This window comes from Streptomyces sp. NPDC037421 (assembly GCF_055602105.1).
Genome location: NZ_JBVJWV010000011.1, coordinates 123,595 through 149,725 on the forward strand (window position 1 = coordinate 123,595; position 26,131 = coordinate 149,725).

General features: G+C 71.9%; 19 protein-coding genes. 4 read left to right on the forward strand and 15 right to left on the reverse strand.

Annotated elements, in window-relative coordinates:
- Positions 1-83: 83 nt before the first annotated feature.
- From ACZ7IF_RS18575 to folC, 13 genes are all read right to left on the reverse strand, one after another.
- Positions 84-3,863 (reverse strand): Rne/Rng family ribonuclease, encoded by a 3,780-nt coding sequence (locus ACZ7IF_RS18575; RefSeq protein ID WP_470972365.1) that lies wholly within the window; start codon positions 3,861-3,863, stop codon positions 84-86.
- Between the two features lie 234 nt (positions 3,864-4,097).
- Positions 4,098-4,877 (reverse strand): TIGR03936 family radical SAM-associated protein, encoded by a 780-nt coding sequence (locus ACZ7IF_RS18580; protein WP_470972367.1) that lies wholly within the window; start codon positions 4,875-4,877, stop codon positions 4,098-4,100.
- A gap of 109 nt (positions 4,878-4,986) precedes the next feature.
- Positions 4,987-5,949, reverse strand: coding sequence for a hypothetical protein (locus ACZ7IF_RS18585; protein WP_470972369.1), 963 nt, complete (start codon positions 5,947-5,949; stop codon positions 4,987-4,989).
- Between the two features lie 152 nt (positions 5,950-6,101).
- Positions 6,102-8,027 (reverse strand): TIGR03960 family B12-binding radical SAM protein, encoded by a 1,926-nt coding sequence (locus tag ACZ7IF_RS18590; RefSeq protein WP_470972371.1) that lies wholly within the window; start codon positions 8,025-8,027, stop codon positions 6,102-6,104.
- A gap of 73 nt (positions 8,028-8,100) precedes the next feature.
- On the reverse strand, positions 8,101-9,624 hold the full coding sequence (locus ACZ7IF_RS18595; protein WP_470972373.1) for a CYTH and CHAD domain-containing protein: 1,524 nt from the start codon (positions 9,622-9,624) through the stop codon (positions 8,101-8,103).
- A 113-nt stretch (positions 9,625-9,737) separates the two neighbouring features.
- Positions 9,738-10,937 (reverse strand): rod shape-determining protein RodA, encoded by a 1,200-nt coding sequence (rodA, locus tag ACZ7IF_RS18600; protein ID WP_470972529.1) that lies wholly within the window; start codon positions 10,935-10,937, stop codon positions 9,738-9,740.
- A 9-nt stretch (positions 10,938-10,946) separates the two neighbouring features.
- The gene (gene mrdA, locus ACZ7IF_RS18605) at positions 10,947-13,109 is read right to left on the reverse strand and encodes a penicillin-binding protein 2 (protein WP_470972375.1); all 2,163 of its coding nucleotides are present in this window, start codon (positions 13,107-13,109) and stop codon (positions 10,947-10,949) included.
- A gap of 16 nt (positions 13,110-13,125) precedes the next feature.
- A complete protein-coding gene (mreD, locus tag ACZ7IF_RS18610; RefSeq protein ID WP_470972377.1) occupies positions 13,126-13,821 on the reverse strand; it encodes a rod shape-determining protein MreD in 696 nt (231 codons plus the stop codon).
- A gap of 3 nt (positions 13,822-13,824) precedes the next feature.
- Positions 13,825-14,775, reverse strand: coding sequence for a rod shape-determining protein MreC (gene mreC, locus ACZ7IF_RS18615; RefSeq protein ID WP_470972379.1), 951 nt, complete (start codon positions 14,773-14,775; stop codon positions 13,825-13,827).
- 167 nt (positions 14,776-14,942) lie between these two features.
- Positions 14,943-15,962, reverse strand: coding sequence for a rod shape-determining protein (locus tag ACZ7IF_RS18620; RefSeq protein ID WP_030008578.1), 1,020 nt, complete (start codon positions 15,960-15,962; stop codon positions 14,943-14,945).
- 316 nt (positions 15,963-16,278) lie between these two features.
- On the reverse strand, positions 16,279-16,689 hold the full coding sequence (ndk, locus tag ACZ7IF_RS18625; protein ID WP_405980701.1) for a nucleoside-diphosphate kinase: 411 nt from the start codon (positions 16,687-16,689) through the stop codon (positions 16,279-16,281).
- Between the two features lie 64 nt (positions 16,690-16,753).
- Complete coding sequence (locus tag ACZ7IF_RS18630) at positions 16,754-17,113, reverse strand: DUF4233 domain-containing protein (protein ID WP_361601663.1); 360 nt, start codon at positions 17,111-17,113, stop codon at positions 16,754-16,756.
- Positions 17,114-17,120: 7 nt separating this feature from the next.
- A complete protein-coding gene (folC, locus tag ACZ7IF_RS18635) occupies positions 17,121-18,647 on the reverse strand; it encodes a bifunctional tetrahydrofolate synthase/dihydrofolate synthase (RefSeq protein ID WP_470972382.1) in 1,527 nt (508 codons plus the stop codon).
- A gap of 117 nt (positions 18,648-18,764) precedes the next feature.
- Here folC and ACZ7IF_RS18640 point away from each other — a divergent pair, with 117 nt between their 5' ends.
- Positions 18,765-19,814 (forward strand): rod shape-determining protein, encoded by a 1,050-nt coding sequence (locus ACZ7IF_RS18640; RefSeq protein WP_470972384.1) that lies wholly within the window; start codon positions 18,765-18,767, stop codon positions 19,812-19,814.
- On the opposite strand, the gene ACZ7IF_RS18645 is transcribed toward ACZ7IF_RS18640, so the two are convergent.
- Positions 19,815-20,963: a sensor histidine kinase gene (locus ACZ7IF_RS18645; protein ID WP_470972386.1), complete on the reverse strand. Its 1,149-nt coding sequence runs from the start codon at positions 20,961-20,963 to the stop codon at positions 19,815-19,817.
- Between the two features lie 161 nt (positions 20,964-21,124).
- Between ACZ7IF_RS18645 and ACZ7IF_RS18650 the strand changes: the two genes are divergently transcribed.
- Positions 21,125-21,697, forward strand: coding sequence for a vitamin K epoxide reductase family protein (locus ACZ7IF_RS18650; protein ID WP_470972389.1), 573 nt, complete (start codon positions 21,125-21,127; stop codon positions 21,695-21,697).
- 76 nt (positions 21,698-21,773) lie between these two features.
- On the opposite strand, the gene ACZ7IF_RS18655 is transcribed toward ACZ7IF_RS18650, so the two are convergent.
- Positions 21,774-24,395: a valine--tRNA ligase gene (locus ACZ7IF_RS18655; RefSeq protein WP_470972391.1), complete on the reverse strand. Its 2,622-nt coding sequence runs from the start codon at positions 24,393-24,395 to the stop codon at positions 21,774-21,776.
- 62 nt (positions 24,396-24,457) lie between these two features.
- Between ACZ7IF_RS18655 and ACZ7IF_RS18660 the strand changes: the two genes are divergently transcribed.
- Both ACZ7IF_RS18660 and ACZ7IF_RS18665 read left to right on the forward strand, forming a co-directional pair.
- Entirely contained in the window at positions 24,458-24,874 is a 417-nt protein-coding gene (locus tag ACZ7IF_RS18660; protein WP_470972393.1) for a hypothetical protein, read from the forward strand.
- 93 nt (positions 24,875-24,967) lie between these two features.
- Positions 24,968-25,996: a hypothetical protein gene (locus ACZ7IF_RS18665; protein ID WP_470972395.1), complete on the forward strand. Its 1,029-nt coding sequence runs from the start codon at positions 24,968-24,970 to the stop codon at positions 25,994-25,996.
- The last annotated feature ends 135 nt before the right edge of the window (positions 25,997-26,131 follow it).

A 26,131-nucleotide genomic window follows, 5' to 3' on the forward strand; every position in this document is an offset into this window, starting at 1 on the left:
CGGGGCTGGTTCCGGAGGGTCAAACCGGGCCCCGTGGCGCCGTGGACCCCGCCCGGAGGCGGGGTCCACGGTCACGGAACGGATCAGGCCTCGGTCGGAGCCGTGACGGACGGAGCGCTCTGCTCCGCCGCCGCGGTCTTCTTCGTGGCCCGCTTCGCCGTGGTCTTCTTGGCCGTCGCCTTCTTCGCGACGGTCTTCTTGGCGGCCGCCGCCTTCTTGGCCGGGGCCTTCTTCGCCGTGGTGGCCGCCTTCTTGGCCGGAGCCTTGCGGGCGGCCTTCTTGGCGGGAGCCGGCGCCTCGGCCTCGGCCTCGGCGGCCGGTGCCTCGGCCGCAGCGGCCTCCGCGACGGGCTCGGCGGCAGGGGCCTCGACGACCACGACCGCGGCCTCCGCCGCACCCGCGGGCGCGGTGGCCTTGCGTACTGCGCGACGGCGCGGACGGGCCGGAGCTGCCTCCACGACGGGCTCGGCCGGGGTCTCGGCGACCACGGGCTCGGGCTCGACGACCGGCTCCGGGGCCACCGGCTCGGCGGCGGCCTCCACGACCGGCTCCGGCTCGGCCACGACCACGGGCTCCGGGGCCACGACGGGCTCCGGCTCCGGGGCGGTCGCCTTGCGGGTCGCCCGGCGACGGGTACGGCCCTTCGGCGCGGCCTCGTCCACCGGCGCGGCCGGGGCGGCCTCGACCGTCTCCACGGCCTCCACGGCCTCGGCGGCCGGCTCCAGCACCGTGTCCGCGGGCTCGGTGACCGGCTCCGCCTCCACCACCGGGGCCACCGGCGCGGGGGCCGCCGGCGCCGGGGCGGCGAACCGCTCCGCACCGCGCGGGGCGCCCGCCGGAGCGGTCGCCTTACGGGTGGCACGGCGACGGTTGCGGCGGCCGCTGATGCCCGCGGCGGCCTCGGCCTCGGCCGGGCTGCTGTACAGCTCCTCGTCCGGCACGAACGCCGGCTCCGGAAGGGCCCGCGGCGCGGCGAGCTCCGCGGCCACCTCGGCCTCGGTCTCGGCCTCCAGCACCTCGGCGTCGACGGTCTCGACCGTCTCCAGCTCGTGCTCGTGCTCCTGGGCGCGGCCACCGCGGCGCTTGGCGCGCTTGCCGTTGCCACCGCCGCCGACCGCGGTCGGGGTCTCCATGTGCACGATCACACCGCGGCCGTTGCAGTGGACGCAGGTCTCGGAGAAGGACTCCAGCAGACCCTGGCCCACCCGCTTGCGGGTCATCTGGACCAGGCCCAGCGAGGTGACCTCGGCCACCTGGTGCTTCGTCCGGTCACGGCCCAGGCACTCCAGCATGCGCCGCAGCACCAGGTCGCGGTTGGACTCCAGGACCATGTCGATGAAGTCGATGACGACGATGCCGCCCAGGTCGCGCAGCCGCAGCTGGCGCACGATCTCCTCGGCCGCCTCCAGGTTGTTCCTGGTGACGGTCTCCTCCAGGTTGCCGCCCTGACCGGTGAACTTGCCGGTGTTGACGTCGATGACGATCATCGCCTCGGTCTTGTCGATCACGAGGGAGCCGCCCGAGGGCAGCCACACCTTGCGGTCGAGCGCCTTGGCGAGCTGCTCGTCGATCCGGTACGTCGCGAAGACGTCGACCTCGGAGGTCCAGCGGGAGAGCCGGTCGGCCAGGTCCGGGGCCACGTGGTTCACGTAGCCGTGGATGGTCTCCCAGGCACTGTCACCACTGATGATGACCTTGGAGAAGTCCTCGTTGAAGATGTCGCGCACGACGCGGACCGTCATGTCCGGCTCGCCGTACAGCAGGCTCGGCGACGAGGTCGTGATCTGCTTCGACTTCTTCTGGATGTCCTCCCACTGCGCCTGCAGACGCTCGACGTCGCGGCGCAGCTCGTCCTCGCTCGCACCCTCGGCGGCGGTGCGCACGATGACGCCCGCGTCCTCGGGGACGATCTTCTTGAGGATGGTCTTCAGACGCGCACGCTCGGTGTCGGGCAGCTTGCGGCTGATACCGGTCATCGAGCCCTCGGGCACGTAGACCAGGTAGCGGCCGGGCAGCGAGACCTGGCTGGTCAGGCGGGCGCCCTTGTGGCCGATCGGGTCCTTGGTGACCTGCACCAGGACCGACTGGCCGGACTTCAGGGCGGACTCGATGCGGCGCGGCCCGTTGGCCATGCCGAGCGCCTCGAAGTTGACCTCACCGGCGTACAGGACGGCGTTGCGGCCCTTGCCGATGTCGATGAAGGCGGCCTCCATCGACGGCAGCACGTTCTGGACCTTGCCCAGGTAGACGTTGCCGACGTACGAGGTGGCCTCTTCCTTGTTGACGTAGTGCTCGACGAGCACGTTGTCCTCGAGGACGCCGATCTGGGTGCGCTCACCGGACTGGCGGACGACCATCACGCGCTCGACGGCCTCACGGCGGGCCAGGAACTCGGCCTCGGTGATGATCGGCACACGGCGGCGGCCCTGCTCGCGGCCCTCGCGGCGGCGCTGCTTCTTCGCCTCCAGACGGGTCGAGCCCTTGATGGACTGCACCTCGTCGGACGGCTCGGCCTTCTCGCGCGCCGGGCGCGGCTCGCGGACCTTGAGCACGGTGCGGACACCGTCCTCCTCGCCCGCCTCGACTTCGACGGCACCGTCACCGCTGCGGCGGCGACGACGGCGGCGGCGGCGGCTGGAGGTGGAACCGAGGGCCTCCTCGGACTCCTCGTCCTCTTCCTCCTGGTCGGCTTCCTGCGGCTCGGCCTCCTGCGCGGCGGCCTCGCCCTCGGTCTCCTCGTACGCGGACTCGTCCAGGTCCGCGGCCTCACCGCGGCGGCGGCGACGGCCACCGCGACGGCGGCGGCGCGAGGGGCGCTCGCCCGACTCGTCGGACTCGTCCTCGTCGAACCCGTCGGCCTCGGCCTCCGGCTCCTCCTCCACGAGCTCCGGCTCGGCCGGGGCCACGGGCTCGGCGGCACCGCGACGGCGGCGGCGACGGCCGGCCGGCTGGGCGGCGGGGGCCTCGACCTCGGCGGCGGCCTCGGCCTCTTCCTCCTCGGCCTCCTCCACCGAAGCGGCGGCGGCAGCGGCCGCGGCGGCCATGGCCGCGGTCTCCGGGGTCTGGAACATCGGCTCGGCGAAGACCGGGGCCTGGAAGACGGCCACGGCGGGACGCGCGGCGCGGCGGCGGCCGGCCGGGGCGGCCTCCGGCTCGGCGGCGGCGGGCTGCGCGGCGGCGGGAGCGGCGGTGGCGGCCGGAGCGGCCGGAGCGGAGGAACGGGTGACGCGGCGGCGGCCGCGCTTGGGGGCGTCCACGGCGTCGGCGACGGTGACGGCGCGGGTGGCGGCCTTGGGGGCCTCCTCCGCGACGGCCTGGACCTCTTCCTCGGCCTCTTCCTCTTCCTCCACGACCGGGGCGGCCTCGGCCACGGCGGCCGGGGCGGCGACGGCACGGGTCGCACGGCGACGGGCACGCGGCGCCGGAGCGGCCGGAGCCTCCTCGGCGACCACGGGAGCCGGAGCGGCCTCCACGACGGCCGGGGCGGCCTCGGCCACGGCGGCCGGAGCGGTGACGGCACGGGTGGCACGGCGACGGGCACGCGGCGGAGCGGCCGGAGCCTCCTCCGCTACCGGAGCCGGAGCGGACGCGGACTCCACCACGACCTCGGCGGCAGCCGCCTCGGCGGCCGGGGCGGCGACGGCACGGGTGGCACGGCGACGGGCACGCGGCGCCGGAGCGGCCGGAGCCTCCTCGGCGACCGGGGCGGCCTCGGGGGCGGCCTCTACGGGCACCTCGGCGGCGACGCCGCCGGGCGGGCCGGCCGGCCGGGAAGCAGCGCGGCGACGCCTGCGCGGAGGCAGGTTGTCGCTGGGGCTGCCACTGTCGGCGGCGGGGGTGTTCTCGGTTTCGTTGTTGAGCATGCGGGCGGTTCTCCCGTCACGCTCCCGGGCGCCGCGGCTGACATCCGGTCCGGCACGGCTCCGCGCACGGGGCGCGGGGCCGGCCTCCGGGGCGCGTTCGCCACACGGGAGCTGTAGTCCATGGCCGCCGGTTCCGTACGTCTTGTCCGTACGGCCTGGCGGAAGTCTTCAGGTCAGTGCGCTGCCCGACCCAGGTGGCTCCCGAGTGCCAGGGCGGCGCGACGACGACGATCCCTACGCGGCGGGACCTTCCGGCGCCTTCGCGTCGGCGTTCACGGCGGCCGTGGGTGGGGCGGCCGTGACAGCCTCGCGGTCGGGCGCGAGCGGGTCGGTCACCGTGCCGGACTCCTCGTCGAAGAGCCCCTGCGCCAGCCTGGTCACCGCTGCGGGGACCGGCGGCGCCAGGTCGGCCACAGCTTGGAGACCGGACAGGACGTCGTCGGGTCGCACGGCAGGTGTCAAATGCCGAACAACCAGCCGCAGTATCGCACAGGCTTTGTCCAGCGGCCTATCAGCCTGGGCAGGAAGGGCTTCGAGACTGACGACGGCGCCGCGGGTGTCGAAGGTCCGCATGCCGTTCTTGGTCCGGCGCTGCACCTCGACCGTCTCGGCGGCGAGGAAGACCTCCACCGCCCGCGCGGCGTCGGCGGGCTCCACGCCCTCCAGGCGCAGCTCCCAGACGGAGGCCGTCAGCCGGTCCGCGAGCCCGGAGGTCCGGGCCTCGACGGCGTCGACGATGTCCAGGCCGGCCGGCATCGACTCGTCGAGGAGCTCGCGGAGCTTCTCGGGGTCACGGGCCTGGGCGAGGCCGATCTCCAGGTACTCGGCCTCGCTGCCGGTCCCGGTGGGAGCGGCGTTCGCGTACGAGACACGGGGGTGCGGGGTGAAGCCGGCCGAGTACGCCATGGGCACCTCGGCGCGGCGCAGGGCACGCTCGAAGGCGCGCTGGAAGTCTCGGTGGCTGGTGAACCGGAGGCGGCCACGCTTGGTGTAGCGCAGTCGGATGCGCTGCACCACCGGTGCGGGAGGCGGGCCTTCGGGCTGTCGCTTGCCCAGTGGTTCTTCTCCTTGTGCGGGGCGTCGCGGCTCGCGCGCCGCCCTGAGGTCTGTCGACCCGTCCGGCTCACCCCCGCCGTTTGCGCGGGGAGATCTCGGCAGCGGGTGCCGCGTCGGCGGCTGTCGTACTACCCAGAGTACGCGCCCGTGACCTCGCCGGTTCCCCCGGCGGCCCTCCGAACAGCACGCGACGCACCTCGGCCCGCGCCTCGCGCACCGCGGCGCGGGATGTGCGCCACACCTCGCGCACGGCGTGCCCGACGGGTGTGGCGACCTGCCGGTACACCCACGCGGCGGGCCGGGCGACCCAGCCGCGCCACAGCCGGCGCAGGCCGCGGCCGAGGGCGCGCAGGATCCGGCCGGCGATGTGCCAGGCGCCGGCGAGGAGCTCCCCGAGCGGCAGCAGGACGTACCGGTACAGCAGGGAGAGCGGCGGCAGGAGCACGTGACGCCCCACCCAGAGCAGCCCGTGTCCGAGCGGCACGAGCACGAACCTCCACAGCCCCACCCAGGGCCATACGAACAGCAGGGTGCAGAGCCCGCGCACCAGCCACCGCAGCCCGTGCCCGGCCGGCGTCAGCACCTCCCGGTACAGCCACCCCGCCGGCAGCACCACCAGGTGCCGCAGCACCCACGCGGTCCCGGTCCCGAGCGGCACCAGCACGTACCGCCCGAAGGCCACGCACAGCCAGGCGGTGCCCAGCCCGAGGGGCCGCAGCAGGTACCGGTACAGCACCGTGGCGACGGGCACGACGAGGTACCGCCACAACCCGGCCCAGGGCCAGTAGAAGACGACGAGCAGCAGCGGCCGCAGGACGTAGAGCCACAGCTGGAGGAGAACCCATCCGGCGGCACGCCCCAGCGGCGCCAGCACGTGCCGCCGCGCGGCCCGCGCCCCCAGCACGAGCAGGTCCCACAGCGCCCGCACCGGCAGCACCACCAGCACGGCCACGACCTTCACGGGCACCCTGACCACCCCGGTCAGACACCCGTCCCCACCCGGCGCGGCCTGCGACTTCTCGATCTGCATGCCGCTAAGGACACCAGAACCGGCGCATCCGTTGCGCCGGTGCCCTGCCGGTCAGTGCCCGGCGAACACCTGCCGGCGTACCGAACGGACATGCCCCCCACCGCCAGAGGCGGTGGGGGGCATGTCCGGCACGGCTCAGCCGGAGGCCGAGGTCACTTCACGACCGACAGCGGCAGGAGCTTCTTGCCGGTGGGGCCGATCTGGATCTCCGTCTGCATCTGCGGGCACACGCCGCAGTCGAAGCACGGGGTCCAGCGGCAGTCCTCGACCTCGGTCTCGTCGAGGGCGTCCTGCCAGTCCTCCCAGAGCCAGTCCTTGTCCAGGCCCGAGTCCAGGTGGTCCCAGGGCAGGACCTCCTCGTACGTGCGCTCGCGGGTCGTGTACCAGGCCACGTCCACGCCGTACGCCGGCAGCGTCTTCTCCGCCGCCTGCATCCAGCGGTCGTACGAGAAGTGCTCGCGCCAGCCGTCGAAGCGGCCGCCGGACTCGTAGACCGCGCGGATGACGTCGCCGACGCGGCGGTCGCCGCGCGAGAGGAGGCCCTCGACGATGCCCGGCTTGCCGTCGTGGTAGCGGAAGCCGATGGAGCGGCCGTACTTCTTGTCGCCGCGGATCTTGTCGCGGAGCTTGCCGAGGCGGGCGTCCGTCTCCTCGGCCGAGAGCTGCGGGGCCCACTGGAAGGGGGTGTGCGGCTTCGGCACGAACCCGCCGATCGACACCGTGCAGCGGATGTCGTTCTGGCCGGAGACCTCGCGGCCCTTGGCGATGACGTTGACCGCCATGTCGCCGATCTGGAGGACGTCCTCGTCGGTCTCGGTCGGCAGGCCGCACATGAAGTACAGCTTCACCTGGCGCCAGCCGTTGCCGTACGCGGTGGCGACGGTGCGGATCAGGTCCTCTTCCGAGACCATCTTGTTGATGACCTTGCGCATGCGCTCGGAGCCGCCCTCGGGGGCGAAGGTCAGGCCCGACCGGCGGCCGTTGCGGGTCAGCTCGTTCGCCAGGTCCACGTTGAACGCGTCCACGCGGGTCGACGGGAGGGACAGGCCCACCTTGTCGTCCGAGTAGCGGTCCGCGAGGCCCTTGGCGATGTCGGCGATCTCCGTGTGGTCCGCGGAGGACAGGGAGAGGAGGCCGACCTCCTCGAAGCCCGTCGCCTTGAGGCCCTTCTCGACCATTTCGCCGATGCCGGTGATGCTTCGCTCCCGCACGGGGCGCGTGATCATGCCGGCCTGGCAGAAACGGCATCCGCGGGTGCAGCCGCGGAAGATCTCCACGGACATGCGCTCGTGGACGGTCTCGGCGAGCGGGACCAGGGGCTGCTTGGGGTAGGGCCACTCGTCGAGGTCCATGACGGTGTGCTTGGAGACGCGCCACGGAACGCCGGAGCGGTTCGGGACGACACGGCCGATGCGGCCGTCCTCCAGGTACTCGACGTCGTAGAAGCCCGGCACGTAGACGTTGCCGGTCTTCGCGAGGCGCAGCAGGACCTCTTCGCGTCCGCCCGGGCGGCCCTCGGCCTTCCAGGTGCGGATGATCTCGGTCATGTCGAGGACGGCCTGCTCGCCGTCGCCGATGACCGCGCAGTCGATGAACTCCGCGATCGGCTCGGGGTTGAAGGCCGCGTGGCCGCCGGCGAGCACGATGGGGTGGTCGACCGTACGGTTCTTCGCCTCCAGCGGGATGCCCGCGAGGTCCAGCGCCGTGAGCATGTTCGTGTAGCCCAGCTCCGTGGAGAAGGACAGGCCGAACACGTCGAAGGCCGAGACGGGGCGGTGGCTGTCGACGGTGAACTGGGGCACCTGGTGCTCGCGCATCAGGGCTTCCAGGTCCGGCCACACCGAGTACGTGCGCTCGGCGAGGACGCCCTCGCGCTCGTTCAGCACCTCGTAGAGGATCATGACGCCCTGGTTGGGCAGGCCCACCTCGTAGGCGTCCGGGTACATGAGCGCCCAGCGGACGTCACAGGACTCCCACGGCTTCACGGTGGAATTGAGCTCACCACCGACGTACTGGATGGGCTTCTGCACATGCGGGAGCAGAGCTTCGAGCTGTGGGAAGACCGACTCGGACATCACGCGACTTTCGTGAAGCGGGCAGGGGGCGACTCTCAAGCGTACCTTGAGGCCCGGACGCCCTCCGCCCACATGATCACTTCAGGGCGGCCCGCAGCCCGGGGTCGGCGGCCTTGGCCCAGGTGTCCGCCAGGTCGCGTTCGGTGCGTTCCGCCCGCGCCTCCTCGCGGCCGTGGAGCAGGCCCCAGGTGAAGGAGGGTTCGCCGGCGGCGTGGGCCTCGTGGGCCAGGGCGCGCAGGGCGCTGCGGGCGACCACGCTGTCCTGGTGCTCGCCGAGCAGGTTCTGGACCGCCTGCATGGCCTTGGCGAACTTCTTGGCGGGCTTCCCGAGGGCGGCTTCCGCGGCCTCCCCGGCGTAGCGGGCGCGTTTGGCGGCCTTGCGGGCGGCGTGCAGGGCGCGGTCGGTCTCCTCCCCGGGGCCCAGGGAGAGGGCGTGGTCGACGCGGGAGGCGAGCCGGCCGTAGTCGCGGAGCATCGCCTTCGGCAGGGCATCGCCGGCGGGCTTCCAGGCGCCGGGCAGCAGCGGCGGGTCGGCGAGGAGGCCTTCCAGGGTGTCGAGGAGGGCGAGGTGGCGCTGGCTGTCGAGGGCCCCGAGGGCGAGGCGGCGCGACGCGGAGCGGCGGGTGTTGTTCCAGGTGCGCAGGCGCTTGCGGACGGGTCCGGCGAGGAGGGTGCGGGGGAGGCCGGCGACGGCGGTCCGGAAGTGGTCGTGGAGGACCTCCCGGTCGCGGTCGACGCCGAGTTCTCCGCCGAGCCAGCGCAGTTCTTCGCCGATGGGGTCGGTGACCTCGCGGTCGAGGACCTTGCGGTAGGTCTTGAAGGCGCTGCGCAGCCGGCGGGAGGCCACCCGCATCTGGTGCACGGAGTCGGGCTGGTCGCGCCGCACGGCGGGGTCGTAGGCGATCAGGGCGTCGACCTGCCGGCGCAGGTACGCCAGGACGCAGGCGCCGGCGGTTCCCTCGGCGGCCGGGTCGGTCCGGGGGCGGGCGGGGGGCTCGTTGCCGGTCTCGGCGAGGGCGCGGGCGAGTTTGGAGGGGGCGTCGGAGACCTTCAGTCCGGCCTTCGTGAAGGCTTCCTCGACGGCGTCGAGGAGGCCGGGGTCGGTGCCGTCGGCGAGTTCGACCTCGACCTCGGTCCAGGTGGCGGTGGTGTCCTCGTGTTCGGCGGTGACCGCGTCGGTGCTGAGTTCGGCGAGGAGTCTGCCGTCGGCGTCGAGGAGGTGGCTGATCCGGCGGGAGGAGACCAGCCGGACCTGGGGTTCCAGGCGGCCGTCCCGGACCCGGGAGCGGACGAGGGCGGCGAGCCGGCCGGGCACGGTGTCGCCGAGGGGGGCGGTGACCTCGTCGCGGATGCCGGGGGCGACGGGGAGTTTGAGGTGCCAGCCGGCGTCGTGGCCGCCGGTGCGGCGGCGCAGGGTGAGGCCGTCGGCGGCGAGCCGCTGGTCGGGGGTGTCGTAGTAGACGGCGTCGAGGTCGGCGGTGCCGCGGTCGACCACGGAGGCGATGCCGGCCGTGCCGGTGAGGTCCGGGACCCCGCGCCGCTCCGCCTTGGGCTTCGTGAACTCGAATTTCCGCTCGACTTCGCGCTTCGTGTCCGCCATGGATCGAATCTAGTCCCGAACGGTCCACGGCGTGGGGGTGGAACCGCGGATTCGGCGCGATTCTGCCCGGCACCGCCCCGGTGCGGCCCGGCCTGGCGGCACCAGGGCCGGGGCTACGCCGACAGGGGCCGTTGCACCTTGATCGACTGGAGTAGTCCGACGGCCACCCAGACGGCGAACATCGACGATCCCCCGTAGGAGACGAAGGGCAGGGGCAGGCCGGCGACCGGCATGATGCCGAGGTTCATCCCGATGTTCTCGAAGGCCTGGAAGGCGAACCAGGCGATGATCCCGGCGGCCACGATGGTGCCGTAGAGCTCGGTGGTGGCGCGGGCGATCATGCAGGCGCGCCACAGGACGACGCCGAGGAGGCCGAGGATCAGGATCCCGCCGACGAAGCCGAGCTCCTCGCCCGCGACCGTGAACACGAAGTCGGTCTGCTGTTCGGGGACGAACTGTCCGGTGGTCTGCGGGCCCTTGAACAGGCCGGAGCCCGTCAGGCCGCCGCCGCCGATGGCGATGCGGGCCTGGTTGGTGTTGTAGCCGGCGCCGGAGGGGTCGAGCTCGGGGTTGGCGAAGGCGGCGAAGCGGTTGATCTGGTACTGGTCGAGGACGCCCAGCTGCCAGATCAGGACGGCTCCGGCCGTGCCGGTGCCGATCAGGCCGAGCACCCAGCGGTTGGAGGCGCCGGAGGCCAGCAGTACCCCGAGCACGATGACGACCATCACCATGACGGATCCGAGGTCGGGCATCAGCATGACGATGCCCATGGGCGCGGCGGCCAGGCACAGGGCCTTGACCACGGTGCGGTGCTCGGGATGTTCCAGGTCGCCCGCGTCGACCCGGGCCGCCAGCAGCATCGCCATCACCAGGATGATCGTGACCTTCACGAATTCCGAGGGCTGGAGCGAGAAGCCGCCGCCGATGACGATCCAGGCGTGGGCGCCGTTGATGGTGGCGCCGAGCGGGGTGAGCACAGCAGTGACGAGCACGAGCGAGAGGCCGTAGAGGACCGGGACGGCGCCGCGCAGGTTGCGGTGGCCGAGGAGGACCGTCCCGATCATCAGTACGAGGCCGATGCCGGTGTTGAGCAGGTGGCGCCAGAGGAAGTACTGCGGGTCGCCCTGGTTGAGGGTGTCGCGGTGGCGGGTCGCGGACCAGACGAGCAGGGCGCCGATGAGGGACAGGGCGAGCGCCGACAGCAGTATCGGCCAGTCGAGCCGGCGCAGGACCGAGTCGCGGGCCGTCAGCCGGGCGAGCGTGCCCTTCTGGGGCGCGTACCGGGATACGGAGAAGTTGTTGGCGGTCTGCATCATCACGTCTCAGTCATGCCGCAGGGGCGGCGGGCCGGCGAGCGCGGGCGGCGCCAGCTCCTCCGGGGACGGGGGCACGTACGGCTTGATCTCGGGGGAGTCGATGGTGCCGTCGGGGTGGACGGTGGGCAGCTGCGCCTGCGGCTTGGGCAGGAGGGCCTTGCCGGTCTCCTTGCCGTCCATGGTGAGCCCGTACATCGCGTTGTAGATGTTGCGGACGGCGGGGCCGGAGGCGCCGGAGCCGGTGCCGCCCTGGGAGATCGTCATCACGATGGTGAAGTCGTCGGTGTAGGTCGCGAGCCACGAGGTGGTCTGCTTGCCGTAGACCTGGGCGGTGCCGGTCTTGGCGCGCAGCGGGATCTTGTCCAGGGGCCAGCCGATGAACCGCCAGGCGGCGGTGCCGCCGGGCTCGACGACCATGCGCAGGCCCTTGTCGAGGTCGGCGATGGTCTTGGCGTCGACGGGCAGCTTGCCGTGGGCCTGGGGCTTGATCTCCTCGGCCTTGCCCTGGGGGCTGATCACGGCCTTGCCGACGGTGGGGTTGTAGAGGGTGCCGCCGTTGCTGATGGCGGCGTAGGCGGTGGCCATCTGGATGGGGGTGACGAGGACGTCGCCCTGGCCGATGGCGAAGTTGATGCTGTCGTAGGCCTTGAGCTGGTTGCCTTCGAGGCAGCTCTCATAGGCGATCTGCTCGACGTAGGTGCCGCCCTTCTTGCCCTGCTTGCACCAGGAGTCCTTGTTGGCCTCCCAGAAGCTCTGCTTCCAGTGGCGGTCGGGGATGCGGCCGGTGACCTCGTTGGGCAGGTCGATATGGGTCTCGGAGCCGAGTCCGAACTCGCGGGCGGTCTTGTAGAACCAGTCGTGGGGGTTCTTGGGTTCGAGGCCGCCGTCGCGCTGCCATTCCTTGTGGCCGAGGGCGTAGAAGACGGTGTTGCAGGAGAACTTGAGGGCTTCGCCGAGGGTGATGGGGCCGTGGCCCTTGGACTCGAAGTTCGCGAAGCTGCGGCCGCCCATGTTGTAGGAGGCGCTGCAGTTGTACTTGTCCTCGAAGGCGTAGCCGGCGCGGACGGCGGCGCTCGCGGAGACGACCTTGAAGATGGAGCCGGCGGGGGCCTGGCCCTGGATGGCCCGGTTGAGCAGCGGGTAGTTGGAGTCCTTGCTGGTGAACTTCGCGTAGTCCTGGCCGGAGATGCCGCCCACCCAGACGTTGGGGTCGTAGTCGGGCTGGGAGGCCATGGCGACGACGCGTCCGGTCTTGGTCTCCATGACGACCACGGCACCGGAGTCGGCCTCGTACTTGCGGCCGGTGATGTTGTCGGTCTCGTTGCGGACGACCTTCATCGCCTCGGCGAGCTCGTACTCGGCGACGGCCTGGACGCGGGCGTCGATGCTGGTGATGAGGGTGGATCCGGCGATGCCGGGGTCGGACTTCGTCTCGCCCATGACGCGGCCGAGGTTGTCGACCTCGTACGAGGTCACCTGCGCCTTGCCGCGCAGCTCCTTGTCGTACGTGCGCTCGATGCCCGAGCGGCCGACCTGGTCGGAGCGCAGGTGCGGCGAGTCGGTGTCCTTGGCCTTCTGGATCTCGTCGTCGGTGACGGGCGAGAGGTAGCCGAGGACCTGCGCGGCGCGGCCCCCGCCGACCGCGGGGTAGCGGCGTACGGCGGTGGGTTCGGCGGTGATGCCGGGGAAGTCCTCGGGGCGTTCGCGGATCTGGAGGGCCTGCTGGGTGGTGGCCTCCATGGTGACCGGGATCGGCTGGTACGGGGAGCCGTTCCAGCAGGGCTTGGGGGTCTGGGAGTCGCAGAGCCGGATCTTGTCCATGACGTCCTGCGGCTTCATGTCCAGGACTCCGGCGAGGCGGGTCAGGACGGCCTTGCCCCGGTCCTTTATCCGCATCAGCTCGGTGCGGGACGCTGAGACGACCAGGCGGGTCTCGTTGTCGGCGAGGGGGACGCCGCGGGCGTCCAGGACGTCGCCGCGCACCGCGGGCTGTACGACGCGCTGGACGTGGTTGCTGCGGGCCTCGTCGGCGTACTCGTGGCCGTTGCGGATCTGGAGGTACCAGAGCCGGCCGCCGAGGGTGATGAGCAGGGAGAAGACGAGGATCTGGATGATGGCGAGCCGGATCTGCACCCGGGGGGTGCGGCCGGTCTCGGGAATGTTGGTCATGCCTGGTGCTCCCCCGTCACAGCTTCTTGACGTTCTTCACGCCTTTGACGCCCTTTATCCGGCCGGCCCGGTTCGCGCGGCCGCGGGCGGTGCGCAGCCGCAGGCCGCCGCGCTGGCTGCCGATCCTGAGGCCGGTGCCGCCGGCGAGCCAGCCGGTGGACACGTCGGCGCCCTGTGGCGGGCCGCCGTTGGCCTCGACGGCCATGGGGTCGTTCTCGGCGCGGCGGGCCAGGGCCATGATCCACGGCACCGTGAAGGGGGCGAGCAGGAGGTCGTAGAGGACGGCGGTGAACAGCAGGCCGCCGAGGCCCACGTGGCGTTCGGCGGTGTCCCCGACCAGGGCGCCGACCCCGACGTAGAGCATGATCGAGCCGGCGGCGGCGGCGAGGACGGTGAGCATGGGGCCCCAGGCGGAGCGGAACCGGCCGCTGTCGGGGCGGGCCAGGCCCACGAGGTAGCCGATGATGCACAGGACGAGGGCGTAGCGGCCGGCCGCGTGGTCGGCGGGCGGGGCCAGGTCGGCGAGGAGTCCGGCGCCGAAGCCGAGGAGGGCGCCTGAGGTGGGCCCGTACACCAGGGACAGCGCGACGACCGTGAGCAGCATCAGGTCGGGGACGGCGCCGGGGAGCTGGAGCCTTCCCAGGATGGTGACCTGGATGACGAGGGCGACCACGACGAGGGTGGCGGAGAGCAGGATCCGGTTGAAGCGCATGGCTCAGCGTTCCTCCTCGTCCGCGGGCCGGCCGGAGACGCTCGGGGAGGGCGTGACCGTGACGGTGACCGTCGGCGTGGGCTTGGGGGGTTCGGGCTTGGGGGGCAGGACGGCGTCGCGCGGGTCGTCGCGGGGCGGCATGACGACCACTCCGACGATGTCGAGGCGGGAGAAGCCGACGAAGGGGCGGACGTGGATGGTGCGGGTGAGGCCGCCGTTGGAGGGGTCGACGCGGACGACCTCGCCGAGCGGGACGCCGGGCACGAAGGGCTTGTTGGCGCGGGAGCCGAAGGTGACGAGGCGGTCGCCGGGGCTGACCCTGGCACGGCCGTTGAGCATCTGGACGGACAGGGCGCGGTCGCCCTGGCCGGTGGCGAAGCCGAGTTCGCCGCTCTGCTCCAGGCGGGTGCCGACGGTGAAGTCGGGGTCGTTGGCGAGCAGCACGGTGGAGGTGTCGGGGCCGACGGTGGTGACGCGGCCGACGAGTCCGTCGCCGTTGAGGACGGTCATGTCGCGCTCGATGCCGTCCTTGCTGCCGGCGTCGATGGTGACGGTCCAGGAGAAGCCCTGGGCCGCTCCTATGGCGATGACCTCGGCGCCCTTGATGCCGTACTGTCCGGCGCCGGCCCGCTTGAGCATCTCGTCGAGTTCGCGGATGCGGCTCTTGGCCCGTTCGTCGCTGCCCATCCTGGTCTTCAGGAGGGTGTTCTCGCGCTCCAGCCGGGTGATGCGGTTGTGGCGCTCGTCGGAGTCGCGTACGGCCCCTATGGCGTTGGCGACCGGGTCCACGGCGGTCGCGACGCCCTTCTCGACCGGGCCGAAGACCGCTGCGGCGGCCTTGCGGGCACCGTCGACCGGTGACTCCTCGCCCGCTCTGATGTCCACCGTGATCAATGCGAACGCGATGGCGATCAGCAGCACCAGGAGCAGCCGGCTCTCTCGTGTGTCCCTCACGTGCGGCGGCCGTGCCTTCCTCGTAGAAAACCCGTGCGGCGGAGCCGCTCCGGCGGAGCCGGGGCTGCACCGGACTGTGCCTGTATATCAACGATCCGCCGCACGGGCGCGGTAGCACCCGTACGGCGGATCCTTGTGTTCCGCATGCCCCGTTGGAGGGGGTTTGATCACCGCCGGGGCTGGGCGTCCAGGACCTGCTGGAGGGCTTCGAACTCCTCGACGCACTTGCCGGAGCCGAGGGCCACGGAGTCGAGGGGGTCCTCGGCGATGTGGATCGGCATGCCCGTCTCGCGGCGCAGCCGCTCGTCGAGGCCGCGCAGGAGGGCGCCGCCGCCGGTGAGGACGATGCCGCGGTCCATGATGTCGCCGGAGAGTTCCGGGGGGCACTTGTCGAGGGTGGTCTTGACGGCGTCGACGATGGAGTTGACCGGCTCCTCGATGGCCTTGCGCACCTCGGCGGCGGAGATGACGACGGTCTTCGGGAGGCCGGAGACCAGGTCGCGGCCGCGGATCTCGGTGTGCTCGTCCTTGTCGAGGTCGTACGCCGACCCGATGGTGATCTTGATCTGCTCGGCGGTGCGCTCGCCGAGGAGGAGCGAGTACTCCTTCTTGATGTGCTGGATGATCGCGTTGTCCAGTTCGTCGCCGGCCACCCGGATGGACTGCGCCGTGACGATTCCGCCGAGGGAGATGACGGCGACCTCGGTGGTGCCGCCGCCGATGTCCACGACCATGTTGCCGGTGGCCTCGTGGACGGGCAGGCCCGAGCCGATGGCGGCGGCCATGGGCTCCTCGATGATGTGCACCTGGCGGGCGCCGGCCTGCGTGGACGCCTCGATGACGGCGCGCCGCTCCACTCCGGTGATGCCGGAGGGCACGCAGACCACGACGCGCGGGCGCGCCAGGTAGCGGCGCTTGTGGATCTTGAGGATGAAGTACCGGAGCATGCGCTCGGTGATCTCGAAGTCGGCGATCACGCCGTCCTTGAGGGGCCGTACGGCGACGATGTTGCCGGGCGTGCGCCCGATCATCTTCTTCGCCTCGGAGCCGACCGCCAGGATTCCACCGGTGTTCGTGTTGATGGCGACCACGGACGGCTCGTTCAGAACGATTCCCCGGCCCCTCACGTACACCAGCGTGTTGGCGGTCCCGAGGTCGATCGCCATGTCACGGCCGATGAACGACATGTTGTTCCCCTTGTTCCCCATGAGGAGCGTCTGGCCTTCCAGTTGATAGCGGCTGCTGTCAGGTCGGCGAGGTGGGTGTGTGGGTGGAGGCCCCATCGTAAGGCCGCGAGTACCGGTACCGCGCGACGGGACTCCGGCGATGGCGCCGGACGGGCAACCCGCCCCCTTAGTGGTGACGTCGTGTCCTTGCCATGCGTTCCCGCACGGTTCCCGCAATACCGAAGGGCGACCGAAATTACTTCGGTCGCCCCAGGTCATGAGCGCTATTTGGCTGATGTCTCGTCAGGAAAGCGCTCTCGGAAATGCTCCGCTACGCTCAGAGAGCCGGGAAGAAGAGCTTCAGCTCGCGCTCCGCGGACTCCTCGGAATCCGAGGCGTGGATCAGGTTCTCGCGCACGATGGTGCCGAAGTCCCCCCGGATGGAGCCGGGCGCCGCGGCGATCGGGTCGGTGGGTCCGGCCAGCTGGCGGACACCCTCGATCGCGCGTTCCCCTTCCACGACCAGGACGACGACGGGACCGCTCGCCATGAAGCCCATCAGGGGCTCGTAGAAGGGCTTGCCCTTGTGCTCACCGTAGTGCGCCTCCAGGGTCTCCGCGTCCAGCGTGCGCAGCTCCAGAGCGGGGATGGTCCAGCCGGCCTTCCGCTCGATGCGGCCGATGATCTCGCCGACCAGGCCGCGACGGACGGCGTCGGGCTTGAGGATGACGAGCGTGCGCTGGGTCATGGTCTAACTCCTTGCGGCATACGGGTGCGGTGCGACGAATCTACAGGGCCGAAACGGTGAACCGTCACGCAGCGTCAGGAGCGGCCGCTTCCGCCTGACGCGCGGCCCAGCTGGCCTTGATCGCGTCGATCTTGCGGCCGTAGTGCACCGAGCACCACCACAGGCCCGCGAAGACCGCACCCAGGAAGAACATCGTCGGGACCACGAAGCCGCTCGCGATCAGCCCGATCTGCAGCGCCCAGCCGAGCTGCACCGCGCCGGGACGCGACAGCATCCCGCACAGCAGCACCGACACCAGCATCGTCACACCGCAGACCGTCCACACCTGGGCCTGGGTCAGGTCCGGGTTCTTCATGGCCACCAGGCCCGCGAAGCCGACGATGAAGAATTCACCGATCAGCGTGCTCGCGCAGAGCGTGCGCATCGATCCCTCAGCCCTTCTTGAACAGCAGGCGGGCCTCGCCCACCGTGATCACGGAACCGGTCACCAGGACGCCGGCCCCTCCGTATTCGGCTTCTTCCTCCGCAAGGGTGACGGCCGCCTCCAGGGCGTCGTCCAGGCGGGGCTCCACCTGCACCCGGTCCGGGCCGAAGACCTCGACCGCGACCGCCGCCAGCTCATCGGCGCCCATGGCCCGGTGGCTGGTGTTCTCGGTGACCACGACCTCCGCGAAGATCGGCTCGAAGGCCTCCAGGACGCCCTTGACGTCCTTGCCCTCGCTCGCGGCCACGACACCGATCAGCCGGCTGAAGCCGAAGGCCTCGGTCACGGCCTCCGCGGTGACCCGCGCGCCCGCCGGGTTGTGCGCGGCGTCCAGGATCACGGTCGGGCTGCGGCGCACGACCTCCATTCGGCCCGGCGAGGTCACCGAGGCGAAGGCCTGCCGCACCGTGTCCGCGTCCAGCTCCCGCGCGTGCTCCCCGCCGACGCCGAAGAAGGCCTCGACGGCGGCCAGCGCGACCGCCGCGTTGTGCGCCATGTGGGCGCCGTACAGCGGCAGGAAGATGCCGTCGTACTCGCCGCCCATCCCGCGCAGGGTCAGCATCTGGCCGCCGACCGCCACCTCGCGGGAGACGACGCCGAACTCCATGCCCTCGCGGGCCACCGTCGCGTCGACCTCGACGGCCTTCTTCAGCAGCACCTGCGCCGCGTCCACCGGCTGCTGCGCCAGGATCACGGTGGCGTCCTGCTTGATGATGCCGCCCTTCTCCTGGGCGATCTCGCCGGGCGTGGAACCGAGCCGGTCCGTGTGGTCCAGGCTGATCGGGGTGATCACCGCGACCGTCCCGTCGAGCACGTTGGTGGCGTCCCAGCTGCCGCCCATGCCGACCTCGACGACGGCCACGTCGACCGGCGCGTCCGCGAAGGCCGCGTACGCCATGCCGGTGAGCACCTCGAAGAAGGACAGCCGGTACTCCTCGGCCGCGTCGACCATCTCCACGTACGGCTTCACGTCGTGGTAGGTCTCGATGAAGCGCTCGGCGCTGATCGGCGCCCCGTCCAGGCTGATCCGCTCGGTCACCGACTGCACGTGCGGGCTGGTGTAGCGGCCGGTGCGCAGGTCGAAGGCGTTCAGCAGGGCCTCGATCATGCGGGCCGTGCTGGTCTTGCCGTTGGTGCCGGTGACGTGGATGGACGGGTACGCGTGCTGCGGCTCGCCCAGCACGTCCATCAGCGCGGCGATCCGGCTGACGGACGGCTCCAGCTTGGTCTCGCCCCAGCGGGTGGCGAGCTCCTGCTCCACCTCCAGCAGCGCCTTCGCCACCTCCGGGTCCTCGGGGCGGGACGGCACGGGGTCGCCCGAGGGCGGCCCGGCCTGGGCGCGCAGGGTACGGCTGCCGGCCTCGATCACCGCCAGGTCGGGGTCGCGGTCGGACTCTTCCACCACGATCTGGTCGAACTCGTCGAAGGGACGGTCGCGGTCGCGGTCGTGGCTCTCGGGCTGCTGCTCACTCACGGGTCCAGTCTACGGACGGGGCCCCGCAGGACTTTCGGCCCGGCCGTTTCAGGACCTTCGGCCGCGAAAGCGACCTGATCGTTATGCAAGCCTTGCGGGCAGGAGATAGGGGAACAAATGCCGCAGGCCAGCACCACCACGACCGCTTCCAGCCGCGACATAGGGATGGACCTGGGGACCGCGAACACCCTCGTCTACGCCCGCGGCCACGGGATCGTCCTCAATGAGCCGTCCGTGGTGGCGGTCAAGGCCGGCACCACCACCGCCCTGGCGGTCGGGGCCGAGGCCAAGGAGACCATCGGGCGCACCCCGGGCTCCATCACCGCCATCCGCCCCCTCAAGGGCGGGGTGATCTGCGACTACGAGGCCGCCGAGGAGATGATCCGGCACTTCGTGCGCAAGGCGGTGCCCGGCCGCCGCCCCCGCACCCGGATGGTGATCTGCGTGCCGTCCGGCGTGACCCCCGTCGAGCGGCGGGCCATCATCCACGCCTCCACCCGGGCCGGCGCCAAGACCGTCCACCTCATCGAGGAGCCGATGGCCGCCGCGATCGGGGCGGGCCTGCCGGTGGCCGAGCCGCGCGGCTCCATGGTGGTGGACATCGGCGGCGGCACCTCGGAGGTCGCCGTCATCTCCCTCGGCGGGATCGTCACCTCGCAGTCCCTGCGGGTCGGCGGGGACCGGCTGGACGCCTCGATCATGGACTACGTGCGCAAGGAGCACGCGCTGCTCATCGGCGAGCGCACCGCCGAGGACGTCAAGGTCGCCATCGGCTCCGCCTGGCCCGTCCCGGACCGGCCCGAGCTGGAGACCCGGACCTTCACCGTGCGCGGCCGCGAGAAGGTCGGCGGCATGCCCAAGACCCTGGAGCTGACCGCACCCGACGTCCGGGCCGCCCTCGACGAGCCCGTCGAGGCGATCATCGCCGCCGTCCGCACCACCCTGGAGGACTGCCCGCCGGAGCTTTCCGGCGACGTCATGGAGCACGGCATCGTCCTGACCGGCGGCGGCGCCCTGCTGCCCGGCCTGGACCTGCGCATCGCCTCCGCCACCGGCATCCCGGTGTTCGTCGCGGACGCCCCGCTGGACTGCGTGGCCCTCGGCTCCGGCCGCTGCGTCGAGGACCTCGACACCCTGAACGGCCTGCTCGCCCCCGCGAAGGCCTGATCAGCCGCGCGGCAGCACCGCCACGACCTCGTACGAGTCCGGCGTCCGCGTCGCCGTCAGCGTGCCCCCCAGGCTGCGGACCCGCTCGGCCATGCTCGCCGTGCCCGAGCCCGCCGAGACCGGGGCCCGGCCCGGGGCGCCGGCCGGCAGGCCGTTGCTGACGGCGATCCGCACGTGCGGGCCGTCCTCCCGGACCGACACCTCGATGGTCTCGCCGCGCGCGTGCTTGGCCGCATTGGTCAGGCACTCCTGCACCACCCGGTACACCGCCGCCTGCCGCAGCGGCGACAGCGCGTGCGCCTGCGGGTCCATCTCCAGGCGGACCGGCGAACCGGCCCGCCCGCTCTCCTCCGCCAGCGCCGCCAGCCCATCCACGCCGGGCGTCGCGGCCCGCTCCCCGCGCTGCACGATGATCTCGTTGAGCACCAGGTGCGCCCGCCGGGCGGTGTCCGACAGCTCCTCGAAGTCCTTCGCGTACGGAGTCTCGCGCGCCCGCATCGACAGCACCTCCGAGCGCACCGTCAGCAGGGTCAGCTCCCGCCCCACGAAGTCGTGGACGTCGCGGGCGACGGAGGTCCGCTCCTCCTGCACGGCGTTCAGCACCGCCGACTCGGCCCGTCTGGCCTCCAGCTCGCGCACCAGGTCGTGCCGGCAGGCGGCGATCCCGACGGCCGAGGCGAGCACCCCGATGGGCACCACCAGGCCGAGGAAGGAGCTGAGCGTCGCGGCCCTCGGCTCGGGCCAGCCCGGCACGCAGAACACCGCGACGGCGAAGGCCACGTACCCGACGGTGGCCAGCACCGCGGCGCGCCGCCCCCGGTAGCGGCCGACGGAGTACAGGGCGAACTGGATCAGGGTCAGCTCGTGCAGCCAGCCGATGAACAGCAGGGCCGTGAGGTACGCCGCCCACGGCATCCGGCGCCGCAGCAGCAGCGTCGAGCAGCCCACCGTGAGCACGACGGCGGCGCCGGCCCCGTTGAGGGAGTTGTCGGCGGCGGCCAGCCCGGGCAGGTCCAGCGCCATCAGGGCCAGGCAGCTCAGCGCCGCGAGGACGTCCTGCGCCCGCGGGGAGGCGCCCCGGCCCTCGGTCATCCGGCGGCCGGAGGCCACGAGCCGGTGGAACGCCGACAGGGCGGGCTTGACGTGCATCTCCCCATCATCCGTGGTCCGCGGACGGGATCGGATCGGCGGGTGGGGCGGATGAAGTGAGATACGGCACTCCGCTTATCCCCGGAAAGGGGCCCAAAGCCCCTCCCCACAGCGACCTTCCGCCCTGCCCGCACCCGCCGGGCCGCCCTAGCGTCGGAGGAATGACCACCGAAGCCGCCCCCGCCCGCTCCGCCGAAGGCCGCCGGACCGGGCTGCTCCTCCTCGCCGGCGGCCTGATCGGCGCCCTCGCCTCCGGCGCGCTCCTCCACGACCGCCTGCGCACCCTGGAGGACCCCCTCTTCACCCCCGGCTGCAACATCAACGCGGTGCTGAGCTGCGGCGACGTGATGACCGCCTGGCAGAGCGACCTGCTGGGCCCGCCCAACGCCCTGCTCGGCCTCGCCGCCTTCGCCGCCCTCGCGGGCCTGGGCCTGGCGGCGGCCGCCGGGGCCCGGCTCCCGCGCCGGCTCTGGCAGGGGCTGTGGGCGGCGCTCGCCGCCGGCTTCGCCCTCACGCTGTGGCTGATCGGCCAGTGCCTGTACGTGATCGGCGCGCTGTGCCCGTGGTGCACGGCCGTCTGGGCGGTGATGATCCCGCTGTTCTGGTACGTCACCCGGCACCTGGCCCGCCCCGGCTCCCCGCTGCGCGCCCTCCCCCACTGGCTGGTCCCGGCCGCCCTCTGCCTCGCGGTGGCCGCGCTGGTCGTGACCCGCTTCGGAACCGGCCTCCTCTGAGCCCACGCGAAGGCCCCCGCACCGTCCGGAGACGGTGCGGGGGCCTTCGTACTTCTTGCGCGACTGCGCGGCGCGACTACGCGGCGGGCAGGCCGGCCAGCTGCGACTGGATCCGGACGATGTCCGCCTCGGCCTTGGCGAGACGGCCCTTGATCTTGTCCACGACGTTGTCGGGGGCCTTGGCGATGAACGCCTCGTTCCCCAGCTTCGCCTCGGCCTGCTGCTTCTCCTTCTCGGCGGCGCCCAGGTCCTTCGTCAGGCGCTTGCGCTCGGCCTCGACGTCGATGGTGCCCGACAGGTCGAGGGCGACCGTGGCCCCGGCGACCGGGAGGGTCGCGGAGGCGCTGAAGGCGTCACCCTCCGGCTGGAGGCGCAGCACCTGGCGGATGGCCGCCTCGTGGGCGGCGAGCGCCGTACCGGACAGGTCGAGGCGGGCCGGGACCTTCTGCTTGTCGTCGAGGCCCTGCTCCTTGCGGAACCGGCGGACCTCACGGACGAGGTTCTGGACGTTCTCGATCTCGGTCTCGGCGGCCTCGTCGCGGAAGCCGCTGTCCTTGGGCCAGTCGGCGATGACGAGGGACTCGCCGCCGGTCAGCGTGGTCCACAGGGTCTCGGTGACGAACGGGACCACCGGGTGCAGCAGGCGCAGCATGACGTCGATGACCTCGCCGAGGACCCGGCTGGAGACCTTCGCCTGCTCGCCGCCCGCGAAGAAGGTCGTCTTCGACAGCTCGACGTACCAGTCGAAGACCTCGTCCCACGCGAAGTGGTAGAGCGCCTCGCTGAGCTTCGAGAACTGGAAGTCCTCGTAGTAGCCGTCGACCTGCGCGACCGTCTTGTTCAGACGGGACAGGATCCAGCGGTCGGTGGCCGACAGCTGCTCGGCCGGCGGCAGCTCGCCCTCGATCGTGGCGCCGTTCATCAGCGCGAAGCGCGTGGCGTTCCAGATCTTGTTGGCGAACTTGCTGGACGCCTGGACCCAGTCCTCGCCGATCGGCACGTCGGTGCCGGGGTTGGCGCCCTTGGCCAGGGTGAAGCGGACGGCGTCGGAGCCGTACTTGTCCATCCAGTCGAGCGGGTCGACGACGTTGCCGAAGGACTTCGACATCTTCTTGCCGCGCTCGTCGCGGACCAGACCGGTCAGCGCGATCGTCTTGAAGGGGACCTCGCCGTCCATGGCGTACAGGCCGAACATCATCATCCGGGCGACCCAGAAGAAGATGATGTCGTGGCCGGTGACGAGGACGTCGGTGGAGTAGAACTTCGCCAGGTCCGGGGTCTTCTCCGGCCAGCCCAGCGTGGAGAACGGCCACAGGCCGGAGGAGAACCAGGTGTCCAGGACGTCGGTGTCCTGGGTCCAGCCCTCGCCGGTGGGCGCCTCCTCGTCGGGGCCGACGCAGACGACCTCGCCGTCCGGGCCGTACCAGACCGGGATGCGGTGGCCCCACCACAGCTGGCGCGAGATGCACCAGTCGTTGAGGTTGTCGACCCAGTCGAAGTACCGCTTCTCCATCTCCACCGGGTGGATCGCGACCCGGCCGTCGCGGACCGCGTCACCGGCGTTCTTGGCGAGGGTCTCGACCTTGACCCACCACTGGAGGGACAGGCGGGGCTCGACGGTGGTGCTGCAGCGCGAGCAGTGCCCGACGGAGTGCAGGTAGGGGCGCTTCTCGGCGACGATCCGGCCCTGCTGGCGCAGCGCGCCGACGACCGCGGAGCGGGCCTCGTAGCGGTCCAGGCCGAGGAAGGGGCCGTGGACGGTGATGACGCCGTGCTCGTCCATGATCGTCATGTTGGGCAGGTTGTGGCGCTGCCCGATGGCGAAGTCGTTCGGGTCGTGCGCCGGGGTCACCTTGACGCAGCCGGTGCCGAACTCGGGGTCGACGTGCGCGTCCGCGACGACCGGGATCGAGCGGTCGGTGAGCGGCAGCTTGATGAGGCGGCCGACCAGGTGCTTGTAGCGCTCGTCGTCGGGGTGGACGGCGATGGCGGTGTCACCGAGCATCGTCTCGGCGCGGGTGGTGGCGACGACGAGGCTGTCCTCGCCCTCGCCGTACCGGATGGAGACGAGCTCGCCCGCGTCCTCCTGGTACTCCACCTCGATGTCGGAGATGGCCGTCAGACAGCGGGGGCACCAGTTGATGATGCGCTCGGCGCGGTAGATCAGCTCGTCGTCGTAGAGCTTCTTGAAGATGGTCTGGACGGCCTTGGACAGGCCCTCGTCCATGGTGAAGCGCTCACGGCTCCAGTCGACGCCGTCGCCGAGGCGGCGCATCTGGCCGAGGATCTTGCCGCCGTACTCTTCCTTCCACTGCCAGACGCGCTCGACGAACTCCTCGCGGCCCAGGTCGTGGCGGGACTTGCCCTCCTCGGCGAGCTGCTGCTCGACCTTGTTCTGGGTGGCGATGCCGGCGTGGTCCATGCCGGGCAGCCACAGGGACTCGAAGCCCTGCATGCGCTTGCGGCGGGTCAGGGCGTCCATGAGGGTGTGCTGGAAGGCGTGGCCCAGGTGGAGCGAGCCGGTGACGTTCGGCGGCGGGATGACGATGGTGTACGCGGGCTTCTCGCTCGCGGCGTCGGCCGTGAAGTAGCCACGCTCTACCCAGCGCTCGTAGAGCTTCCCCTCTACCTCGGCCGGCGCGTACTGGGTCGGCAGTTCGGAGTTGGGGGCACTGGGTGTCTGCGTGTTCTCGGTCACGGGGCACAGGATACGGCGGGTGCCGCCCGCGTCACGAATCCATTCCACCGCGGGCACTCCCGTTGACCGCCCCGGATCGCAGGCCTTCTCATCGGCCCGGCCAGGGCGCCCCCGCGCCGGGCACCGACCCGGTGGCCGTGGTCCATGCCGACCAGGCGGGGACCGCGCGGCTGGTGGTCAGCGGGGTGGCGGGCGCCTTCGCGGACGGGGACCCCGGGCAAGAACTCACCCGCGGGCTCCACGCCATGGGCGCCGACAGGGCCGTCACCCAGGATTCCGGCACGCCCGCGGGCGGCGCGATGCGCTGCGGCACCCTGGCGGCCGGGGCGGCGCCGGTGACGCTGTGCACGCGGGCCGACCACAGCAGCTCCCTGGTGACGGTCACCGTCCCCGTCGAGAACGGCCCGGTCACGGTCGAGGCCCTGGCGGAACGGACCCGCGCCCTGCGGGCCGCGATGGAAGTACCGGCGCGGTCGTAGTTCGGTAACGGCCGGGACCCCGATGCCCCCGCAGCCCAGCCCTTCCGCCAGGATGTGTGAAACGGATAAGCAAACCTCACAGGGGGACGCGGGATGAGTTACAACCAGCCAGGGCCGTACGGCCAGCAGCCGCAGCAGCCGGGCCCCTACGGCCAGCAGCCCCCGCAGCAGCCGAACCCGTACGGCCAGCCCGCCCAGCAGCCCGGCTACGGCTACCCCCAGCAGCCCCCCGCGCCGTCCTACCCGCAGCAGCCCCCCGCGCCGTCCTACCCGCAGCAGCCCGCGCCCCCGGCCTACCCCCAGCAGCCCGCGCCGCCGTCCTACCCCCAGCAGGGCGGCTACCAGACACCTCCCCCGCCCCCGCCGGCACCGCAGCCCTCGTACGGCTACCAGCAGCCGCAGCAGCAGCCCCAGGCGCCCGCGTACGTCCCCCCGCCGCCGGCGCCCCCGAAGAAGTCGAAGGCCGTCCCGGTCATCGCGGCCGTCGTGGCGGTGGCCGTGATCGGTGGAGGCGCCTGGTGGTTCCTCGGCTCCGGAGGCTCGGTCTCCGACGAGACGAAGGGCTACAAGCTGGTCGCCCCGGAGTCGGTGGGCGAGTTCCAGAAGGACCCGAAGTACCAGACCAAGCAGCTCAGCGACGCCGACAAGCAGCAGGTCGAGGCCGCGGGCATCAAGAACCCCACCCAAGTGGGGATGGACTACTTCGTCGGCGACCCGAAGAACCCCCTCACGTTCAAGGGCCTCACCTTCAGCGGCTACTACGGCGACATCGCCGATCCGGAGAAGACCGTCGACGGGTCCTTCGCCATGGTGCAGGCGAAGATCACCAAGGACGGCAAGTCGGACGCCCAGTTCGTCGGCAGCCCCAAGGAGTTCACCCCCGACGGGTTCGAGGGCGCCGTCATGAAGTGCCAGGAGATCAAGGCCACTTCGAAGGACCCGAACACCAAGGGCCCCAAGGAGATAACGCTTCCGGTGTGCATCTGGGCCGACTACAGCACCCTGGCAACGGTCACCGCCAGCGACGCCGCCGCCATCCTCGCGAGCAAGCCGGGCTACACCCTGGAGCAGGACGCCGACCTGACCTCGAAGCTCTACAAGACCGCCCGCGTCAAGAAGTAACCGCATGCAGGCACGTACGAGAAGGGGGGGGTGCGGGCGGGGGGGGGCCTTCTCGTCGGTGTCGTGTGGGTGCGCCGACTTCCCGTGCGGGGCCTGGTCCTTCCGGAAAAGGCGGGGCACCAACGCCGGGTTGGG